Origin of the sequence: Maribacter aurantiacus (assembly GCF_005780245.1) — a bacterium.
Taxonomy (GTDB): Bacteria; Bacteroidota; Bacteroidia; order Flavobacteriales; family Flavobacteriaceae; genus Maribacter; species Maribacter flavus.
This window is the reverse complement of record NZ_VBUK01000007.1, coordinates 158,445-174,971: the sequence shown is the minus strand read 5'-3', so window position 1 is coordinate 174,971 and position 16,527 is coordinate 158,445. Positions and strand designations below refer to the sequence as shown.

The 16,527-nt window shown below is 41.8% G+C and carries 14 protein-coding genes; 6 read left to right on the top strand and 8 right to left on the bottom strand.

Features of this window, described 5'->3' with window-relative positions; genetic code table 11:
- Window positions 1-51: 51 nt before the first annotated feature.
- The 4 genes from tsf to rplM all read right to left on the bottom strand — a co-directional run bounded on the left by tsf (window position 52) and on the right by rplM (window position 3,160).
- On the bottom strand, window positions 52-876 hold the full coding sequence (gene tsf, locus FEK29_RS12645; RefSeq protein WP_138258803.1) for a translation elongation factor Ts: 825 nt from the start codon (window positions 874-876) through the stop codon (window positions 52-54).
- A gap of 62 nt (window positions 877-938) precedes the next feature.
- On the bottom strand, window positions 939-2,072 hold the full coding sequence (gene rpsB / locus FEK29_RS12640; RefSeq protein WP_138258802.1) for a 30S ribosomal protein S2: 1,134 nt from the start codon (window positions 2,070-2,072) through the stop codon (window positions 939-941).
- A 246-nt stretch (window positions 2,073-2,318) separates the two neighbouring features.
- Complete coding sequence (gene rpsI, locus FEK29_RS12635; RefSeq protein ID WP_138258801.1) at window positions 2,319-2,705, bottom strand: 30S ribosomal protein S9; 387 nt, start codon at window positions 2,703-2,705, stop codon at window positions 2,319-2,321.
- Window positions 2,705-3,160 carry a 50S ribosomal protein L13 gene (gene rplM / locus FEK29_RS12630; RefSeq protein ID WP_138258800.1) on the bottom strand — a complete coding sequence of 152 codons (456 nt, stop codon included), beginning with the start codon at window positions 3,158-3,160 and terminating at the stop codon, window positions 2,705-2,707. Before rplM ends, rpsI begins: the two co-directional genes overlap by 1 nt.
- 699 nt (window positions 3,161-3,859) lie before the next feature.
- Here rplM and FEK29_RS12625 point away from each other — a divergent pair.
- From FEK29_RS12625 to FEK29_RS12615, 3 genes are all read left to right on the top strand, one after another.
- Window positions 3,860-4,357, top strand: coding sequence for a lipocalin family protein (locus tag FEK29_RS12625; RefSeq protein WP_161595359.1), 498 nt, complete (start codon window positions 3,860-3,862; stop codon window positions 4,355-4,357).
- A 157-nt stretch (window positions 4,358-4,514) separates the two neighbouring features.
- Entirely contained in the window at window positions 4,515-5,705 is a 1,191-nt protein-coding gene (locus FEK29_RS12620) for a DUF4249 domain-containing protein (protein ID WP_138258798.1), read from the top strand.
- A gap of 10 nt (window positions 5,706-5,715) precedes the next feature.
- On the top strand, window positions 5,716-8,127 hold the full coding sequence (locus FEK29_RS12615) for a TonB-dependent receptor (RefSeq protein ID WP_138258797.1): 2,412 nt from the start codon (window positions 5,716-5,718) through the stop codon (window positions 8,125-8,127).
- Here the strand turns inward: FEK29_RS12615 and FEK29_RS12610 are convergent, their stop codons facing one another.
- The gene (locus tag FEK29_RS12610) at window positions 8,128-8,457 is read right to left on the bottom strand and encodes a T9SS type A sorting domain-containing protein (protein ID WP_138258796.1); all 330 of its coding nucleotides are present in this window, start codon (window positions 8,455-8,457) and stop codon (window positions 8,128-8,130) included. It abuts the gene before it with no gap.
- Window positions 8,458-8,751: 294 nt separating this feature from the next.
- On the opposite strand from FEK29_RS12610, the gene FEK29_RS12605 reads away from it, so the two are divergent.
- Complete coding sequence (locus FEK29_RS12605; protein ID WP_138258795.1) at window positions 8,752-9,312, top strand: hypothetical protein; 561 nt, start codon at window positions 8,752-8,754, stop codon at window positions 9,310-9,312.
- Between the two features lie 69 nt (window positions 9,313-9,381).
- Here FEK29_RS12605 and polA read toward each other — a convergent pair whose 3' ends face one another.
- The 3 genes from polA to FEK29_RS12590 are packed head-to-tail and all read right to left on the bottom strand — an operon-like array spanning window position 9,382 to window position 14,462.
- Window positions 9,382-12,216, bottom strand: a complete 2,835-nt coding sequence (polA, locus tag FEK29_RS12600; RefSeq protein ID WP_138258794.1) for a DNA polymerase I — start codon at window positions 12,214-12,216, stop codon at window positions 9,382-9,384.
- Between the two features lie 10 nt (window positions 12,217-12,226).
- Complete coding sequence (locus FEK29_RS12595) at window positions 12,227-13,465, bottom strand: HEPN domain-containing protein (protein ID WP_138258793.1); 1,239 nt, start codon at window positions 13,463-13,465, stop codon at window positions 12,227-12,229.
- A 1-nt stretch (window position 13,466) separates the two neighbouring features.
- Window positions 13,467-14,462, bottom strand: a complete 996-nt coding sequence (locus FEK29_RS12590; RefSeq protein ID WP_138258792.1) for an isoaspartyl peptidase/L-asparaginase family protein — start codon at window positions 14,460-14,462, stop codon at window positions 13,467-13,469.
- 40 nt (window positions 14,463-14,502) lie between these two features.
- Between FEK29_RS12590 and FEK29_RS12585 the strand changes: the two genes are divergently transcribed.
- Window positions 14,503-15,225, top strand: a complete 723-nt coding sequence (locus tag FEK29_RS12585; protein ID WP_138258791.1) for a copper homeostasis protein CutC — start codon at window positions 14,503-14,505, stop codon at window positions 15,223-15,225.
- 57 nt (window positions 15,226-15,282) lie between these two features.
- A complete protein-coding gene (locus tag FEK29_RS12580) occupies window positions 15,283-16,512 on the top strand; it encodes a metallophosphoesterase (RefSeq protein ID WP_138258790.1) in 1,230 nt (409 codons plus the stop codon).
- Window positions 16,513-16,527: the final 15 nt, after the last annotated feature.

Genomic DNA, 16,527 nt, shown 5'->3' with positions numbered 1-16,527 from the left:
AAAATGCCGGACATTGGTCCGGCATTTTTTATTATTAGAGGGAATCGATGCTTATCCTAGCGCAACTCGCTTAAATCCGGTTACTTCTAAATTTGAGTCTACCGATTTTACATACTGGGCAACACTTTGCTTGCTGTCCTTGATGAAATCCTGGTTCACCAAGGTGTTATCCTTGAAGAACCTGTTCAATTTTCCTTTTGCGATGTTGTCCAACATAGCTTCAGGCTTACCTTCTTGACGAAGTTGATCCTTTGCGATTTCTATTTCTTTGTCGATAATGGACTGATCAACACCTGCCTCGTTCAATGCAACAGGGTTCATTGCCGCTGCCTGCATGGACACATCCTTGGCAACGACATCTGCACCCTCAACAGCAGCTGAAAGACCTGTTAGAACGGCAATCTTGTTACCAGCGTGGATATATGATCCAACAAAAGGAGCACTTAACCTTTCAAAACCTCCTATTTCGATTTTTTCGCCAATGACACCTGTTTGCTCGGTCAATTTATCCTGAACGGTCATTCCTTTAAAGTCCGCAGCTAAGAAAGCTTCTTTGGTATCATAGCTTATAGCCAAATCAGCTAATTCGTTGGCCAAAGTAACGAAAGAATCATTTTTGGCCACAAAGTCGGTTTCACAGTTAAGCGATATGATTACACCGCTTGTGTTGTCATCGTTTACTTTGGCGATGGCGGCACCCTCTGAGGAATCCCTGTCGGCTCTATTTGCAGCGACCTTTTGTCCCTTTTTACGAAGAATTTCGATGGCTTTGTCAAAATCACCTTCGGCTTCAACCAAGGCTTTTTTGCAGTCCATCATACCAGCACCTGTTGTTTGTCTTAATCTGTTTACTTCTGCGGCTGTAATCTTTGCCATTTTCTATGTTTTTTGTTCCCTTTAAAGGGAGGTTTAATTATCAATTATTTATAAGAGTGCCTTTATTCAATACCACCTTTAACACTATCCTGCCATTCCTTAAGCTCGTCCCATTGACCGTCCGCGGCCATTTGAGCCTGCTTTGGCCATGAAGTTGGGTCTAAATGCGCCATTCTGGAACTTGCTTCTGTCAAGATTTCTTTCATTTCATCAGCATCGGCTTTGGCAACTTTTGCATAGGTATCCAAACCGGCATTTACAAGAGCCTCGGCAGCTTTTGGTCCCACACCTTCAATTTTGGTAAGGTCGTCGGCCTCGGCCTTTTTATCCTTCTTTACCGCTTCCTTTGTCGCCTCAACGTCAACAGTTACGTTAGGAACCTTGTCTACAACAGGGGTTGGTTTGGTGTCCACGTTGTCTGGAGTTGGCTCTAGTTTTTCCTTAGCTTCTTTCTCTTTCTTTTTGGAGCTTTTCTCTTTCTTTTCTTCTGAACCTTCCGCTTTTTCAGATTTGCGTTCGGCTAGACCTCCGGCAACGGCCTCGGTTACCTGGGCCATAATGATTTCAATGGATTTTGAAGCATCGTCATTGGATGGAATAACGAAATCCACATCCCTGGGGTCCGAATTCGTATCGACCATGGCAAAAATTGGAATGTTCAATTTTTGGGCTTCTTTCACTGCAATGTGTTCCCTCATGGTATCCACGATGAACAACGCACCTGGTAAACGGGTCATTTCAGAAATGGAACCAAGGTTCTTTTCCAATTTAGCCCTTAAACGGTCTACTTGTAGACGCTCTTTCTTGGATAGGGTGTTGAACGTGCCATCTTTTTTCATCCTGTCAATGGAAGCCATTTTTTTAACGGCCTTACGGATGGTTACAAAGTTGGTCAGCATACCACCTGGCCATCTTTCAGTGATGTAGGGCATGTTTACGTTCGATGCTTTCTCTGCAACGATGTCCTTCGCCTGCTTTTTCGTAGCAACGAAAAGAATTTTCCTTCCCGATGCAGCAATTTTAGCCAAAGCCTCATTGGCTTCGTCCAATTTCGCAACAGTTTTGTAAAGATTGATTACGTGGATACCGTTACGCTCCATGTAGATGTAAGGAGCCATGTTGGGGTTCCACTTTCTGGTAAGGTGGCCAAAATGCACACCTGCTTCTAATAATTGTTTTACTTCGACTTTCGCCATTTTTAAATTTAGTTTACGTTCTTTTGAAATAGCAATGACAAAGTGGTATCCTAATTTAAAGAAGGAAGCCTTCATCATTTAGATGCTAAACTAAGTTACCTTCATTTTAAATGGAATGAAGGATTTTTAAGTGTCCGAAAAGCGGACTTTCAATGAACTTGTTAATAAAAATACCGGAATTGCACCGGCAAGATTAATATAAACAAGCATCCGCCAAATGACGGATGCTTTGAAAAAATCGTTGGATTAACGCTTGGAGAATTGGAATTTCTTACGGGCTTTCTTCTGACCGAATTTCTTCCTTTCAACCATTCTTGGATCCCTTGTCAACAAGCCTTCGGGTTTCAAGATTGTGCGGTTTTCACTATCCACATCGCAAATGGCTCTGGAGATTGCTAATCGAATCGCTTCGGCTTGACCGGTAATTCCTCCGCCAAATACGTTTACCCGTACATCAAAGTTATCCGTAGTATCCGTAAGTGTAAAAGGTTGTTTTACCTTATATTGTAACGTAGCGGTTGGAAAATAAACGTTTAAATCCTTGTTGTTTATGGTAATAGTTCCATTTCCTTGGGAAAGGTAAACTCTGGCAACAGCAGTTTTTCTTCTACCTATTTTGTGAATCACTTCCATTACTTAATATCTTTTAAATTAACCGCAGTTGGTTTTTGTGCTTCCTGACCATGTTGGGCACCAGCATACACCTTAAGGTTTCTGAAAAGGTCCGCGCCCAATTTGTTCTTTGGAAGCATGCCCTTAACAGCTTTCTCGATAATGGCAGTTGGGTTTTTGTCCAACAAAACCTTCGCATTTGTGAAACGCTGTCCTCCTGGATAACCCGTATACCTTTGATACGTTTTGTCTGCCCATTTATTGCCGCTTAGGGTAATTTTCTCAGCATTGATGACTACAACATTGTCACCGCAATCAACATGTGGAGTAAAACTTGGTTTATGCTTTCCTCTCAATAAATTAGCCACTTTTGAAGACAAACGACCTAACGTTTCTCCTTCGGCATCTACCAACAACCATTCTTTGTTTACGGTTGATTTGTTGGCGGATATGGTTTTATAACTTAGTGTATCCACTGCTACTGTTTTTAACTATTATTCTATTCAATCCCGTGAAATGGGCTGCAAATGTACAATTATTAAAATGAATTGCAAATACTTGTTTCTAAATATTTTCAGATTTTTCCACGACTAATTTTTGATTCGATAGGAAAGGATAAAAATAGTTGTTCCCAGTACTTGGAAGAAAATGATATTTGGCAAATTATGTTAATTTAAATTTGAAAATTAAAGCGTTAAAGCTTTGTGAGGGTAACCCTGATACTTTCGCCGGAACTGAAATATTTTTGAATGGAAGACTTTAATTGTTTCCAGGAAAATATTCTATCAACTTGGACGTTCTAAACTTTGGATTACGTACTCTTGACATGATGTTATTATATGTACTTAAAGAATTAATAATCAATTAGGTGAAATTTTAGTTCAAGCAAGGTGTTAATTGGAAAAAATGAGATGGATATATTCGATTTAATTGCTTCAGGTAGAAAGCGTTCCATTTAATAGCAAAACCAACGTACATAATAAACAAAAAATAAAAGATATGTAGTAAGCTATTACAAGTCTTAATACCCACTGAGATGTCCCGATAAGCTTCACGATGGCGAAATCGAAGATTCTTGAACACCCATGCTAAACAAATGAAATGATGTGTATAATTACAACCCTGTGCTGAACGTAGCCAAAGCATGATCTATGACAAACAATAAAAATAAACAAATGAAAAAGACGTATTTGACGATTCTTACAACAGCCTTTTTGGCCATTTCCTGTAGTTCCGACAAAGGGAACGGCTCAGATATTGATGCAACTGCAAATATTGTGGGTGCCTGGGAGGCGACCGAGCTTCGTGTCGATGAAAATACGGCAAGTGACAATGCCATTTTTGCCAGGGAAGCCCTTGCATACCTAACGGATCAAAACTGTACTATTATAACGTTACAGTTTAATGCCGATTTGACGGCATCGGCAACAAATTCAACCGACTATCTTGAAATTGATACAACCTCTGGTTTCGATATTCCATGCCCCACAACCTTTGAAACCGAGACAAGTACCTATACCTACGAAAATAATGTGGTAAGTTTTGTGAACGTAAATGGAGAGGTAGTGGAAGTCAATGTAACCATTAACGGGGATACCATGCTGGTAGATGCCGAGGATCTCCAAATCCCGGAATTTGATGAGGAAGGACAATTGGTCTTTCAACGACGATAAATAACAAATCTCGATGCTAAAACCTTCCAAGAAATTGGAAGGTTTTTTTATTTTGGTCTGAAGGATGATCAGGTAATTATGAGAGCTTATTATTTAAAATGGTATCTTTCCCTTATTTGCAGTAGTGAAAGAAAAAGTTTGATTTTACAATTTTAATATGATACCCATTCGGTCGCTCACATTCAAAAGTAAATTTTTCAACAGTATTTTTTTTGATTTTGTTGTGAGGCCCCTTACCGGAATCCTGATTTTTTCTTTTTTTCTTGTTGGATGCATCGATCCAGTTTCTCCGGAATTTGATTATGAGGATGGGCTTATTTTTATAGAGGGTTTTGCCAGTTCCAATGCCGGTTCTTCCTATGTTGGCATAAATGAATCTGTCACGGAATTTGGGGTTAGGGGTTTGGAATTCATAACCGGGGCTTCGGTACATGTGGAAAACCAGGATACGGGGCGAACTGTTAGTTTTTTTGAATCTGAAGATGCATACCTCTCACCTCAGGATTTTAAGGTGGTACCTGGGGAACGTTGGAAGCTCATTGTTGTCATGCCCAATGGCACTATATACGAGTCTGAGCCTGAGATTGTTTTAACCCCTGTGCCCATAACCGATGTTTCAATCGATTACGATCCTGAGTTGGAGTTTAGGCCCTCGGCAAACCGATTTATACCTGGGCACAAGATTTCAGTCAGTTTTGACGATCCTTCAAATTCCGAAAACAATTACTATTGGAGTTATCGCTCCTTTGAAAATCTGGACTATTGCATACGTTGTAACGAGGGTATATATAGAGAAGGAGGCTGTGTCCCGTATGATTTGAGTGGTAGATTGTACAGATACTTCGACTATATCTGTGAAACGGAATGTTGGTCCATACGTTACCCTGAATCTGTCAACATCTTTGATGATACATTTTCGAACGGGAAAACGGTTACCGGTTTGGAAGTGGGTTCTTTACCATTGTATACAAAGGAAAACATGGTGGTAGAAGTACAACAATTCTCCCTGACCCCCGCTGCCCATAAATATTACAAGGTCTTGAAGGATATTGTGGACAATGCCTCGGGGTTTAATGCCCCGCCGCCAGCGGCCTTAATTGGTAATCTTTACAATGCTGATGATTCTCAGGAAATTGTATTGGGCAGGTTTACCGCGGCCGCTTCTTCTATAGTCAATGTGTATGTAGAAAGGGAACTTATCAACGAAGCTGCTATTGCGACCAGACAGCCACCAGCCGTTTCCTTGGAACCTACCATAGGTTCACCCTATCCCCCTCCTGCCACCAATTTGGCCCCATGTGAAGAATCGAGATATAGAACCGCAATTGAACCGGAGGGTTGGCAGTAAAACAAAGCAAATGAGACTAAAAAACCAATCCATTTTATTTGTAGCGATATTCTTTTCAGCTTTCCTAGCCCATGCCCAAGATTTCACCTTATCCCTAATAGTGCTGAACGAGGAGACGGATCTTCCCATGGAAAACGCACAGATTTCCATAACTCCATGTAATTGTGGGGGAATAACCAATGGGGCCGGTAGGTTTTCAATTGATTTGCCACGTGGGGATTACACGGCAACCGTAAATTATATTGGATTTACCAAAGAGGTTTTAAACATCGGTCTAAATCGAAGCCAGGTGGTTACGGTTAAATTATGGCCGCAGGAAGAGCAGCTCTCGGAGGTTGTTGTACGTGCCAAACGAATTTTGGACAATTTGGAAACCCCGCAAATGGGCGCGTTGGAACTGAATGCCCAAGAGCTTAAAAAAATACCTGCCGCGATCGGGGAGTTTGATGTGCTGCGAGGTATGACATTGTTAGCTGGCGTAAACAACGCTGGGGAACTTAGTAACGGACTATCGGTACGGGGCGGTTCTTTGGACCAAAACCTATTACTGTATGATTATGCGCCTGTTTTTAATCCCACCCATTTATTCGGTTTGTTTTCGGTATTTACTCCAGAATCGGTTTCATCCGTAGATTTGTATCGGGCAAATATTCCTTCCCGATATGGAGGAAGAACAACTTCCGTATTGGATGTAAAGGTCAAAAATCCGTATACGAATAAATTTAAATTGAGCGGCGGAGTTGGTATCATTTCAAGTCGGTTGGCCATTGAAACTCCATTGATAAAGGATAAATTGATGGTGAGCCTTGGGGGCAGGGCGGGTTTTACGGATTTCCTGTTGCCACTATTTTCTGAACGTTTAAAGAATACCAAGGCCAATTTTCAGGATGCTACCCTAAAACTATTGTATTTGCCCACGAAAAAGGACCAGATATCTTTTACGGGCTTTTTCACAAAGGATTTCTATCAGTTGGATCTGATAACCAAGATCCAAAATATCAATGCGGAAAATAACCAATTTGATTTTAGGACATTGAACGGCACCCTTAATTGGACACATAGTTTTAGCAATGACCGTATTCTTAGGACCTTGTTGGTGATGAGCGATTATAATCCCAAAACCATTTTTCCAGAACAACAGAGCGATAATGAAATAGAGTTTGACTCTGGCATTAATTATTTAAGCTTTATTTCGGAATTGACAAATACCATAAATGAAAAGGTCGATTACTACGCTGGGGTCCAAATCAATAAGTACACCATTCAACCTGGCAATCTAGACCCTGGCAATGGCAATAGTATTTTGCCCGTTGATTTGGCGCAGGAGAATAGTTATGTTTTTTCGGGCTATGGAAATCTGAATTGGTTGTTGGGTGAGCGGCTTAAATTTTCCGCAGGCCTGCGTTTTAATCATTTTGTGTTTGTGGGTCCTTATACCCAGGGTTCTTTTGATGATATTACGGGAGAACTTTTGGGAACCACCTTTTTTGAGAAAGGTGCCGGTGTAAAAACGTATAATGATTTGGAACCACGATTGGGGCTCAACTATAAACTTGGGGAGGTAACCTCCATCAAGGCGAGTTTTGCTAGATTGAACCAATACCTACAAAATGTGTATAATTCAACGACCCCTTTGCCTACCTCACGTTGGAAGACTTCGGACCCCAATATCGTTCCCCAAAGTAGCGACGCGTATGGTTTTGGTATTTATACAGGTGTAGCGGACAATACCATTGAACTCGGTTTGGAGGGCTATTATAGGACCTCGGATAACAATCTTACCTATAAACCGGGTGCCGACTTCTTTTTGCAGGAATATTTGGAGCGGGATATCGTTCAGGCAGAAGGAAAGGCGTACGGGGTAGAATTGAGTTTTAGGAAACCCAAGGGTAAATTCAATGGATGGTTCAACTATACATGGTCCAGAAGTTTATTACGGTCCCAAAATGAACGTTTGGCGGATAGAATCAACAATAACGAATGGTTTGCATCTGATTTTGACCGACCTCATGTATTCAACGGAACGGTTAATTTGGAGGGCGATCCCTACAATACATGGAGTTTCAATTTTACCGCACAAACAGGTAGGCCCTATACGGTAGCCAACAGCGTTTTTAAAATCGAGGATTTGGACGTCCCTATATTTTTGGAAAGAAATAATGCCCGATTACGCCCGTACCACAGGCTGGATTTTTCATGGAAGGTATCCTACGGTAAAAACCCCAACAGAAAATGGAAAGGGGATTGGATTTTTACCATTTACAACGTGTATGGCAGGAGAAATCCATTTAATGTGTACTACACACAAAGACAGGGCGCCGAGGATGGTGCGGTATTTCTGGATAGTCCATTGGGGTCTTACGAACTTTCCGTTCTGAATAGCCCCTTACTGGCACTGACCTATAATTTTGTTTTCGACTAATTATTGCTTTACGAACTTCTTCTGAACCTTTTGTTCCGGTGAAATGATGGAAAGCAGGTAGATCCCGGGGTCGAGGTTTGCAACTGGAATGTTCAAGGCATTGTTCTTTATTTCCCACTGATAACTATTTAATGTATTTCCATACGTGTCCGATAGAACAATAGAAGCCTTTGGTGCGTTCTTGAGGCCGAGGACATTTACGACCGTAGTAGCGGGATTTGGGAAGATTATTATTTCCTGTACGGCAGATGCATCGTCCACAGCCTTTTTCTGTTGTGAAAACAGCAAGGTGCTAAACAAACAAAGGGAAACAAAAATCATTCTTTTCATGGCACTGCCAACCTTTAGAAACAATACCTAAAACGCCTTACAAATTCAAAATAGTATCTTTTTAAGAGTAATTAACTTTTTGATTTGATGGCTCTTGGGATACACCTTAATCATCAGTAAACTACCTCGGGGTATTAAACCCTTTGGCGATGCCAATAAAATGTTATTTTGACCTAATATCTTATTAAAATAGGGCACTCAGGTTAATATAGCATAGAAATATGTGAAGATTCTTGTTTTGGCCCCCAAAAACGATTCTGAATTTTGTACCGTATAATTTTAATATACAGCTTTATGAAATATAGAAGAGTATACCCAACAATTTGGCAATCGATACCATTCTCTTTGGATATGATGGATCAATGGGACAACAAAGGAAATAGGATTGAAGAATTGACCTTAATAAGTGACATAGCCATTGATAAGGGAGTGTCCGAAATGTTATTGAACGTTTCCCATATCTCCGTTTTGGACAATGCGGGCAAAGAACATGAAATGCCCAATTTCAAGGGCAACAAGGCTTTGAACCTAAAGGGGATGCATACAGGTTTGTATTTAAAGACCAAGGAGGCTTTGGAACTTCCTGTTGGGAATTATAGTACATTCCGTTTTTACCTAAATGGAAAAGGAAATTATTTTTTCAATAAGGAAAAGGATATGGAGGCGGTTTATGGTTTTCCGTATATGGATTTCAAAATACAAAATGGATTGGCCATCACCGGAAACGATTCCAAAAAAGTTATCCTACGATTCGATTTTGAACCATATTCCTTGGCCAGTTATTTTAAACCCTTTTTGAACCTTTTCAAAAGGTCCAAAACGATGTCCCATAAGTGGGCCAACAGTTTGAACTAAGACTTTCGGAAAAAATAAATAGTAAAGGCACCTTAGCAGGGTGCCTTTTTGTTTCTATATCTACCGATTTTAATGGGCTACCAGCCAGTTTTCTCCCATACCCAGTTCAACATCCAGGGGAACGGCCAATTCATACGCATTCTCCATTTCGGATTTAATTACCTGCTTTAGGGTTTCTAATTCGGGCTTGTAAATGTCAAAAACCAATTCATCGTGTACCTGAAGCAGCATTTTGGATTTGTATCCGCCCTCGATCAATTTCTTATGAATATTGATCATGGCTATTTTAATGATATCGGCCGCGCTTCCTTGAATTGGCGCGTTCACGGCGTTTCGCTCGGCGGCTCCTCTAACAACCGCATTGCTTCCGTTGATATCCTTTAGATAGCGCCTACGGCCCAGAACGGTCTGTACGTATCCGTGCTCACGGGCAAAATCCACCTGTTCGCTGATATAGTTTCTAAGCTTCGGGTAGGTTTTATAATAGGTATCTATCAAATCTTTGGATTCTGAACGTGATAGGTCCGTCTGATTGCTTAGCCCAAAGGCCGAAACCCCATAAATAATTCCAAAGTTTACGGTCTTGGCATTGCTTCGTTGCTCCCGCGTTACTTCTTCCAAGGGCACGTTAAAAACCTTGGAGGCCGTTGATGCATGGATATCCTCCCCGTTTTTGAAGGCCTCGATCATGGTATCCTCTTGGCTTAGGGCGGCAATGATGCGCAGTTCTATCTGGGAATAATCCGCTGCCAATAAGGTGTAATCCCCATTTCTTGGGACAAATGCTTTTCTAACTTGTCTTCCTCTTTCCGTTCTAATGGGAATATTCTGTAAATTGGGGTTGTTGCTGCTCAAACGCCCGGTGGCCGCAACGGTTTGCATATAATCCGTATGTACCCTGCCGGTAGAAGGTTCTACCTGTTCCGGCAAGGCATCCACATAGGTGCTCTTTAGTTTGGTAAGTCCCCTGTAATCCAGCACATTCCGAATGATTTCGTGATCCTTGGCCAGATAGGAAAGTACGTCCTCTGCCGTGGAATATTGCCCCGTCTTGGTTTTCTTCGGTTTGTCCACCAACTTCATTTTGTCAAAAAGGATCTCGCCCAGCTGTTTGGGCGATCCAATATTGAATTCTTCCCCGGCGGCCTCATAAATTTGTTGTTCCAGATTGGCGATATCGTTTTCCAGATCTTTGGAAAGGGACTTTAAAAAATCGATGTCCAAATTGATACCTTCCAGTTCCATATCGGCCAAGACCCTTAACAAGGGTATTTCGATATCCCCGAAAAGTCCGTCCGTTTTGGCTTCCGCCAATTCCGGTCTAAAATGTTGAGCGAGTTGAAAGGTGATATCCGCATCCTCCACGGCATATTCCGTTTGTTTTTCCAAAGGTACTTCCCGCATGGAAAGTTGGTTTTTTCCCTTTTTGCCGATGAGCTCCGTTATAGAAATGGGGGTATAGTTCAGATAAGTTTCGGAGAGTACGTCCATATTATGGCGCATATCCGGGTTGATTAGGTAATGGGCCAACATCGTATCAAAAAGTCTACCGTGAACCCTGATATTATACTTGTCCAAGACCTTAATGTCATATTTTAGGTTCTGGCCGATTTTTTCAATATTCTCCGATTCAAAAAACGGGCGTAACTCCTCGATGAGTTCTTGGGCCTTGTCCCGTTCCTCTGGAAACGGAAGATAAAAACCCTTTGTCGCCTCCCAGGAAAAGGCAATACCTACCAATTCCGCCTCCAAAGGATTGATGGAAGTGGTTTCCGTATCAAAGCAGACGGAGGTCTGTTTCATTAAATTCTGTAGGAACAACTTCATGGCCATTCCCGGGGCCACACTTTGATACACATGGGGAACATCGGCAATGGTATTTCTACTGGAAGTATCCTTGATAGTTGCAGGGGAAGCTCCATCCCCACCGAAAAGGGAAAATTGGCCACTACCTGCGGAGGAAGCTATTTTTTGGGCCGTTTCCGTGCTGGTCACTTGGGTTTCCGTAGTTTCCTCTTCCCCTGAGAATATTTTGATGAATTGCTCCTTTAGTCTTCGAAACTCCAGTTCCTCGAATATTTTTTGGACGGCCTCGCTATCCGGAACGGAAAGCTCGTAGTCCTCGGCATTGAAAGTAACGTCGCAATCCGTGCAAATGGTAGCCAGTTTTTTTGAGAGTCGACCCAGTTCTGCGTTTTCAATGATTTTCTCCTTCATTTTTCCCGTAAGCTGGTCCGCATTTTCCAAAAGCCCTTCCAAGGACCCGAACTGCTCAATGAATTTTTTGGCCGTTTTGTCGCCTACACCGGGCAGGCCGGGGATATTGTCACTGGCATCGCCCATCATGCCCAGGTAATCGATTACCTGTTCCGGGCGTTCTACCCCAAAGCGTTTTTGGACCTCGGGGATTCCCCATATCTCGATTCCGTTGCCCATACGGGCGGGTCGGTACATAAAAATATTTTCGGAAACCAGCTGCCCAAAATCCTTATCGGGAGTTACCATAAACACTTTATAGCCTTCTTTTTCGGCCTGTTTTGACAGGGTGCCGATGATATCGTCCGCTTCCCAACCTTCCAAAATAACCGAAGGTATATGCATAGCTTTTAGGATATCCTGGATATAGGGTATCGCAATCCGTATGGCATCGGGGGTTTCGTCACGGTTTGCTTTGTATTCCGGGAAAAGTTCCGTTCTCTCAGTACTGCCTCCTTTGTCAAAACAGACGGCCAAATGGTCCGGTTTTTCACGCTTTATCACATCGAACAAGGAATTCATAAAACCCATAATGGCACTGGTGTCCATCCCCTTGGAATTGATTCTAGGGTTTTTTATCAGGGCATAGTAGCCTCTAAAAATTAACGCATAGGCGTCCAGTAAAAACAGTCTTTTTTGTTCCGACATTTTTTTGGGTTTAAATTTTAGACTTTAAAGTTATGGCTCTTTCAAGTATTCTTTTCCTGTTTTTTAAATCTCTTAGGTCAGGAGTGAAATTATCAAGAAAAAGTGCCGACTCATTTATGTTATTTAGAAAGCCTGCATAATTTAAATTAAAATTTACAAGAGTTCTGATATATTTCTGAACTCTAAAGCATGCAACTAGCGGATCCGATTGATGACTTCCTTGATGTACAAATTCATTCCTAAATTCTCTTAAACATTCTAAATCCTGCTTTACAAATTCTTTATTCTTAAAAATTGATGATACACGTTTTATTAGCAAATCATTTTGATCCGTGTTAGTAAGAGTCTCTAGAACAGTCCAAGCTTTTATGAAGCAAAGATGTTTATTTTCCTCGTCAAAAGCAGTTACATAGATATTCAAAGCTTTTTTTAAGGTTGTTTGATGTTTCGGTTTGCATTTGTTGAATGATCTAATATAGGCTTTAAGTGGCTTTTTTATATTTTCCATCCCGTTCTCAGGATCAAATATGGCTATTTCTTTAGGATAGGAATTAAACCAATAATACTTTTCGTCTGGACAATTACCTTCTTCATTATGTAAGGTAAATAACTCGGTTGCGAAGATTTCATTTATAGCTTTGGTATTGTTTCTTCCAAATCTTATTTGAATTGATTTATTCAATAATAAACAAATGAAAGCTCTAAAAACCTCAAATATCTCTATACCTAATTTATAAGCATCTTGAAAGTTCTTCGAATCGCAACTTAGAGATATCTTTAAAAAATTCGGATGGTCGGTATTAAATCGATTTACTATTATAGATTTGATTCTTGCTTTTCTAAATATTTTAGGGAAACCTTTCCCATGGATTCTTAAAGTAGAGTCACTAATTTTAATTTTTCGAAAAGGTAGGCCGCTAATTGATAAACCTGCTAGTAAATAATAAGTTTTGATTTTTTGATTGTTGTGCTCTCCTAGATAATGGTTTATTTTCTCAATGAAGTATTCTTTTTCATGATTTTGTTCTTTCAAGATTGTGGAAATAGCTTTGTTTAAAATCTTGGTTTTGGAATTGTCTGAAATAGATTCTCCAAATTCAATTAAAGAATGTAACATCCAATTCAAATGGTGGTGATCGAATGCATCATTATAAACCAATATTCCGTCCTCTACTCGTACTAACTTAACGAGTCGTTCGAGGATAGTATCAAGATTATGTCTATTGCCTGACTTAATTCGGATTGCCATCTTAAGATTTTAAATAACTCCCCGAAGGATTGTTCACATGTCCTTGCTTGGTATACGTTCTGTAAGTAAAACCCGGATGAATACAATAGGCACCTGTTTCTCCTTGCTTGTTTATGGCGATAAAGCCAATTTGGAAATCCTGCTTGTCCTTGTTCTTGGCTATGATTCGTTTTACGCCTTCCTCACATGCCTCTTGGGGTGATTTTCCCTGGCGCATCAATTCCACGATCAAAAAACTGCCTACGGTACGCACCACTTCTTCCCCAACCCCCGTGGCCGTGGCCCCACCCACCTCATTATCCACAAAGAGTCCGGCACCTATGATGGGGGAATCGCCCACGCGCCCGGCCATTTTATAGGCCATGCCGCTCGTGGTACAGGCACCTGCGATATCCCCCTTTTCGTCTATGGCCAACATGCCTATGGTATCGTGGTTCTCAATATTGATGATGGGTTTATATTGCGATGTTTTTTTCCACTCCTCCCATTCCTTTTTTGATTGCTCCGTCAACAAATTTTGTTTTTCAAAACCTTGTTCGTAGGCGAACTGTTCCGCACCTTTGCCCACCAGCATTAAATGAGGCGTCTCCTCCATGACCTTACGTGCTACGGAAATGGGATTGGCAATATTTTGAATGGCCAAAACGGCCCCGCAATTGGCATCCTTGTCCATGATGCAGGCATCCAGTGTTACGTTTCCATCCCGGTCCGGCCTGCCACCATTGCCCACCGTTTGGTTGTCCAGATTGTTCTCTTCAACCATTACGCCCTGGTGAACTGCATCCAGAGAACTTCCTCCGGCACTCAATACTTCCCAGGCCTTTGCCGTGGCATTGCCAAAATCCCAAGTGCAGATGGCGATGGGAATGGTAGCGTTTGATTGGGTGTCGATTGGTTTTTGGTTCTTTTCATAGTCGCTGGGTGCCGCTATTATGGGAGTTGCCAACATGCCTGCAGTAAGGGCCCCGGAATTTTTTAAAAACTTTCTTCGTTGCATTGCTTCGGTTCTTTACTTTTAAGAAATTAAATATAAGAAGATGCTAGTAGAAGTCTGTGCAAATTCCGTTGAATCTGCCATCAATGCGGAACGGGCGGGAGCTGATAGAATTGAACTGTGTTCCGAGTTGGCCGTAGGCGGTATTTCGCCTTCCTATGGATTGCTGAAAACGGTAAAGGAACGGATTTCCATCCCGATACATGTATTGATCAGACCCCGAAGTGGCGATTTCACCTATTCCGATGCCGAATACAAGGTAATGCTAGAGGATATTGCCTTGTGCAGGCAAATAGGTGTTGCCGGTATTGTATCGGGTGTTTTACATACTGATTTTACCTTGGACGTATCACGGACGGCCGCGTTGATGGAAGCCGCGCAAGGGATGAAGTTTACCTTTCACAGAGCTTTCGACTGGGTGAAAAATCCCAAAGAGACGATGGAAACACTTGCGGAATTGAAGGTGGATTATGTGCTTACATCCGGTCAGGGGAAGTCCGCCCTAGAAGGAATGGCCCTTTTGAGCGATTTGAAAAGATTATTTCCAAATGTGGCGATCATGCCAGGTTCCGGTATTAACGAAGGAAATGTCCGGTCCATTGTGGAAGCGGGATTTGAGGCGATACATTTGTCCGGGACCAAATTCCGACAAACATTGGCCGCACCGCCTCCCATCTCTATGAACTCGGCATCCTTTTTGAACGATGATAAGCTGGGCGTTTCAAACTTTGAAACGATAAAAGCCGTGGTCGATAAGGTTAAATAAAATCCAAATGCACCACTTTCCCGTCGTACATAAAATATATTTGTAAAAAAGAAAGGAATGCTCCGCTGGATAGTTTTTGTACTGATTTACCTAGGACTGAGTTTTTATATCGTTCAGGCTTTACGGTCCTTGTTCAGGCAACCTTGGGTCTATCTGGTTTATATTTTGGTTTCACTGGCCATTCTGGTCAATTTTATTTATCAATTTACCGCAGGGGAGGAGGCGGGTCGTGTATTGAGCAGGCCTAAAAGTTATGCCTTTGGCTTTTTACTGACGATGATGTCCTTTAAGTTGGTCATCATACTCTTTTTGTTTTCCGAAGATATTTTCAGAATCCTTTCTGGGGTATACCAAAAACTCTTTGGGGAATCAAAGGAATTTAGTCTCCCGGAAAGACGAAGGTTCTTGGGAATGATAGCGCTGGGAATAGCCGCGTTGCCCTTTGGAGCCCTTTTGTATGGGATGTACAAGGGCAAGTATAATTTCAAGGTGCTGAGGTATACCTTGGAATTCGAAGATCTACCGGATAGTTTTGATGGGTACCGGATCACCCAAATATCGGACATACATAGTGGTAGTTTTGACGACCGGAAAAAAATAGAATATGGTGTAGACCTAATCAATAAACAGAAGAGCGACCTTTTACTTTTTACAGGGGATATGGTGAACAACAAGACCGAGGAAATGTTGCCTTGGGCCGATTTGTTCAGCACCTTGGAGGCCAAGGATGGTAAGTTTTCCGTGTTGGGCAACCATGATTACGGGGATTACATCGCATGGGAAACGGAGGCCTCTAAACAGAAGAATTTACAGGATTTGAAGGACTTGCAACGGAATATGGGGTTTGACCTTTTGCTCAACGAACACAGATATCTCCAAAAAGGGAAGGACCGTATTGCCTTGGTTGGGGTGGAAAATTGGGGAAAAGGTGGTTTCAAAAAAGCCGGCGACCTTAAAAAGGCTTCAGCACAAATACATCCTAACGATTTTACCATTTTAATGAGCCACGACCCTTCCCATTGGTCCGAAGAAGTATTGCATGACGAAAAGCACTATCATTTGACCTTAAGCGGGCATACGCATGGTATGCAATTTGGGATAGAGATTCCCGGCTGGGTGAAATGGAGTCCCGTCAAATGGCGCTATCCACATTGGGCGGGCATCTATAAGGAGTTGGGGCAGTTTATTAACGTCAATAGGGGCTTCGGGTTTTTGGGCTATCCTGGAAGGGTGGGCATCTGGCCGGAAATTACGGTACTCACCCTTAAAAAAAAGACCTTAACATGATTTTAACTCGGCCCG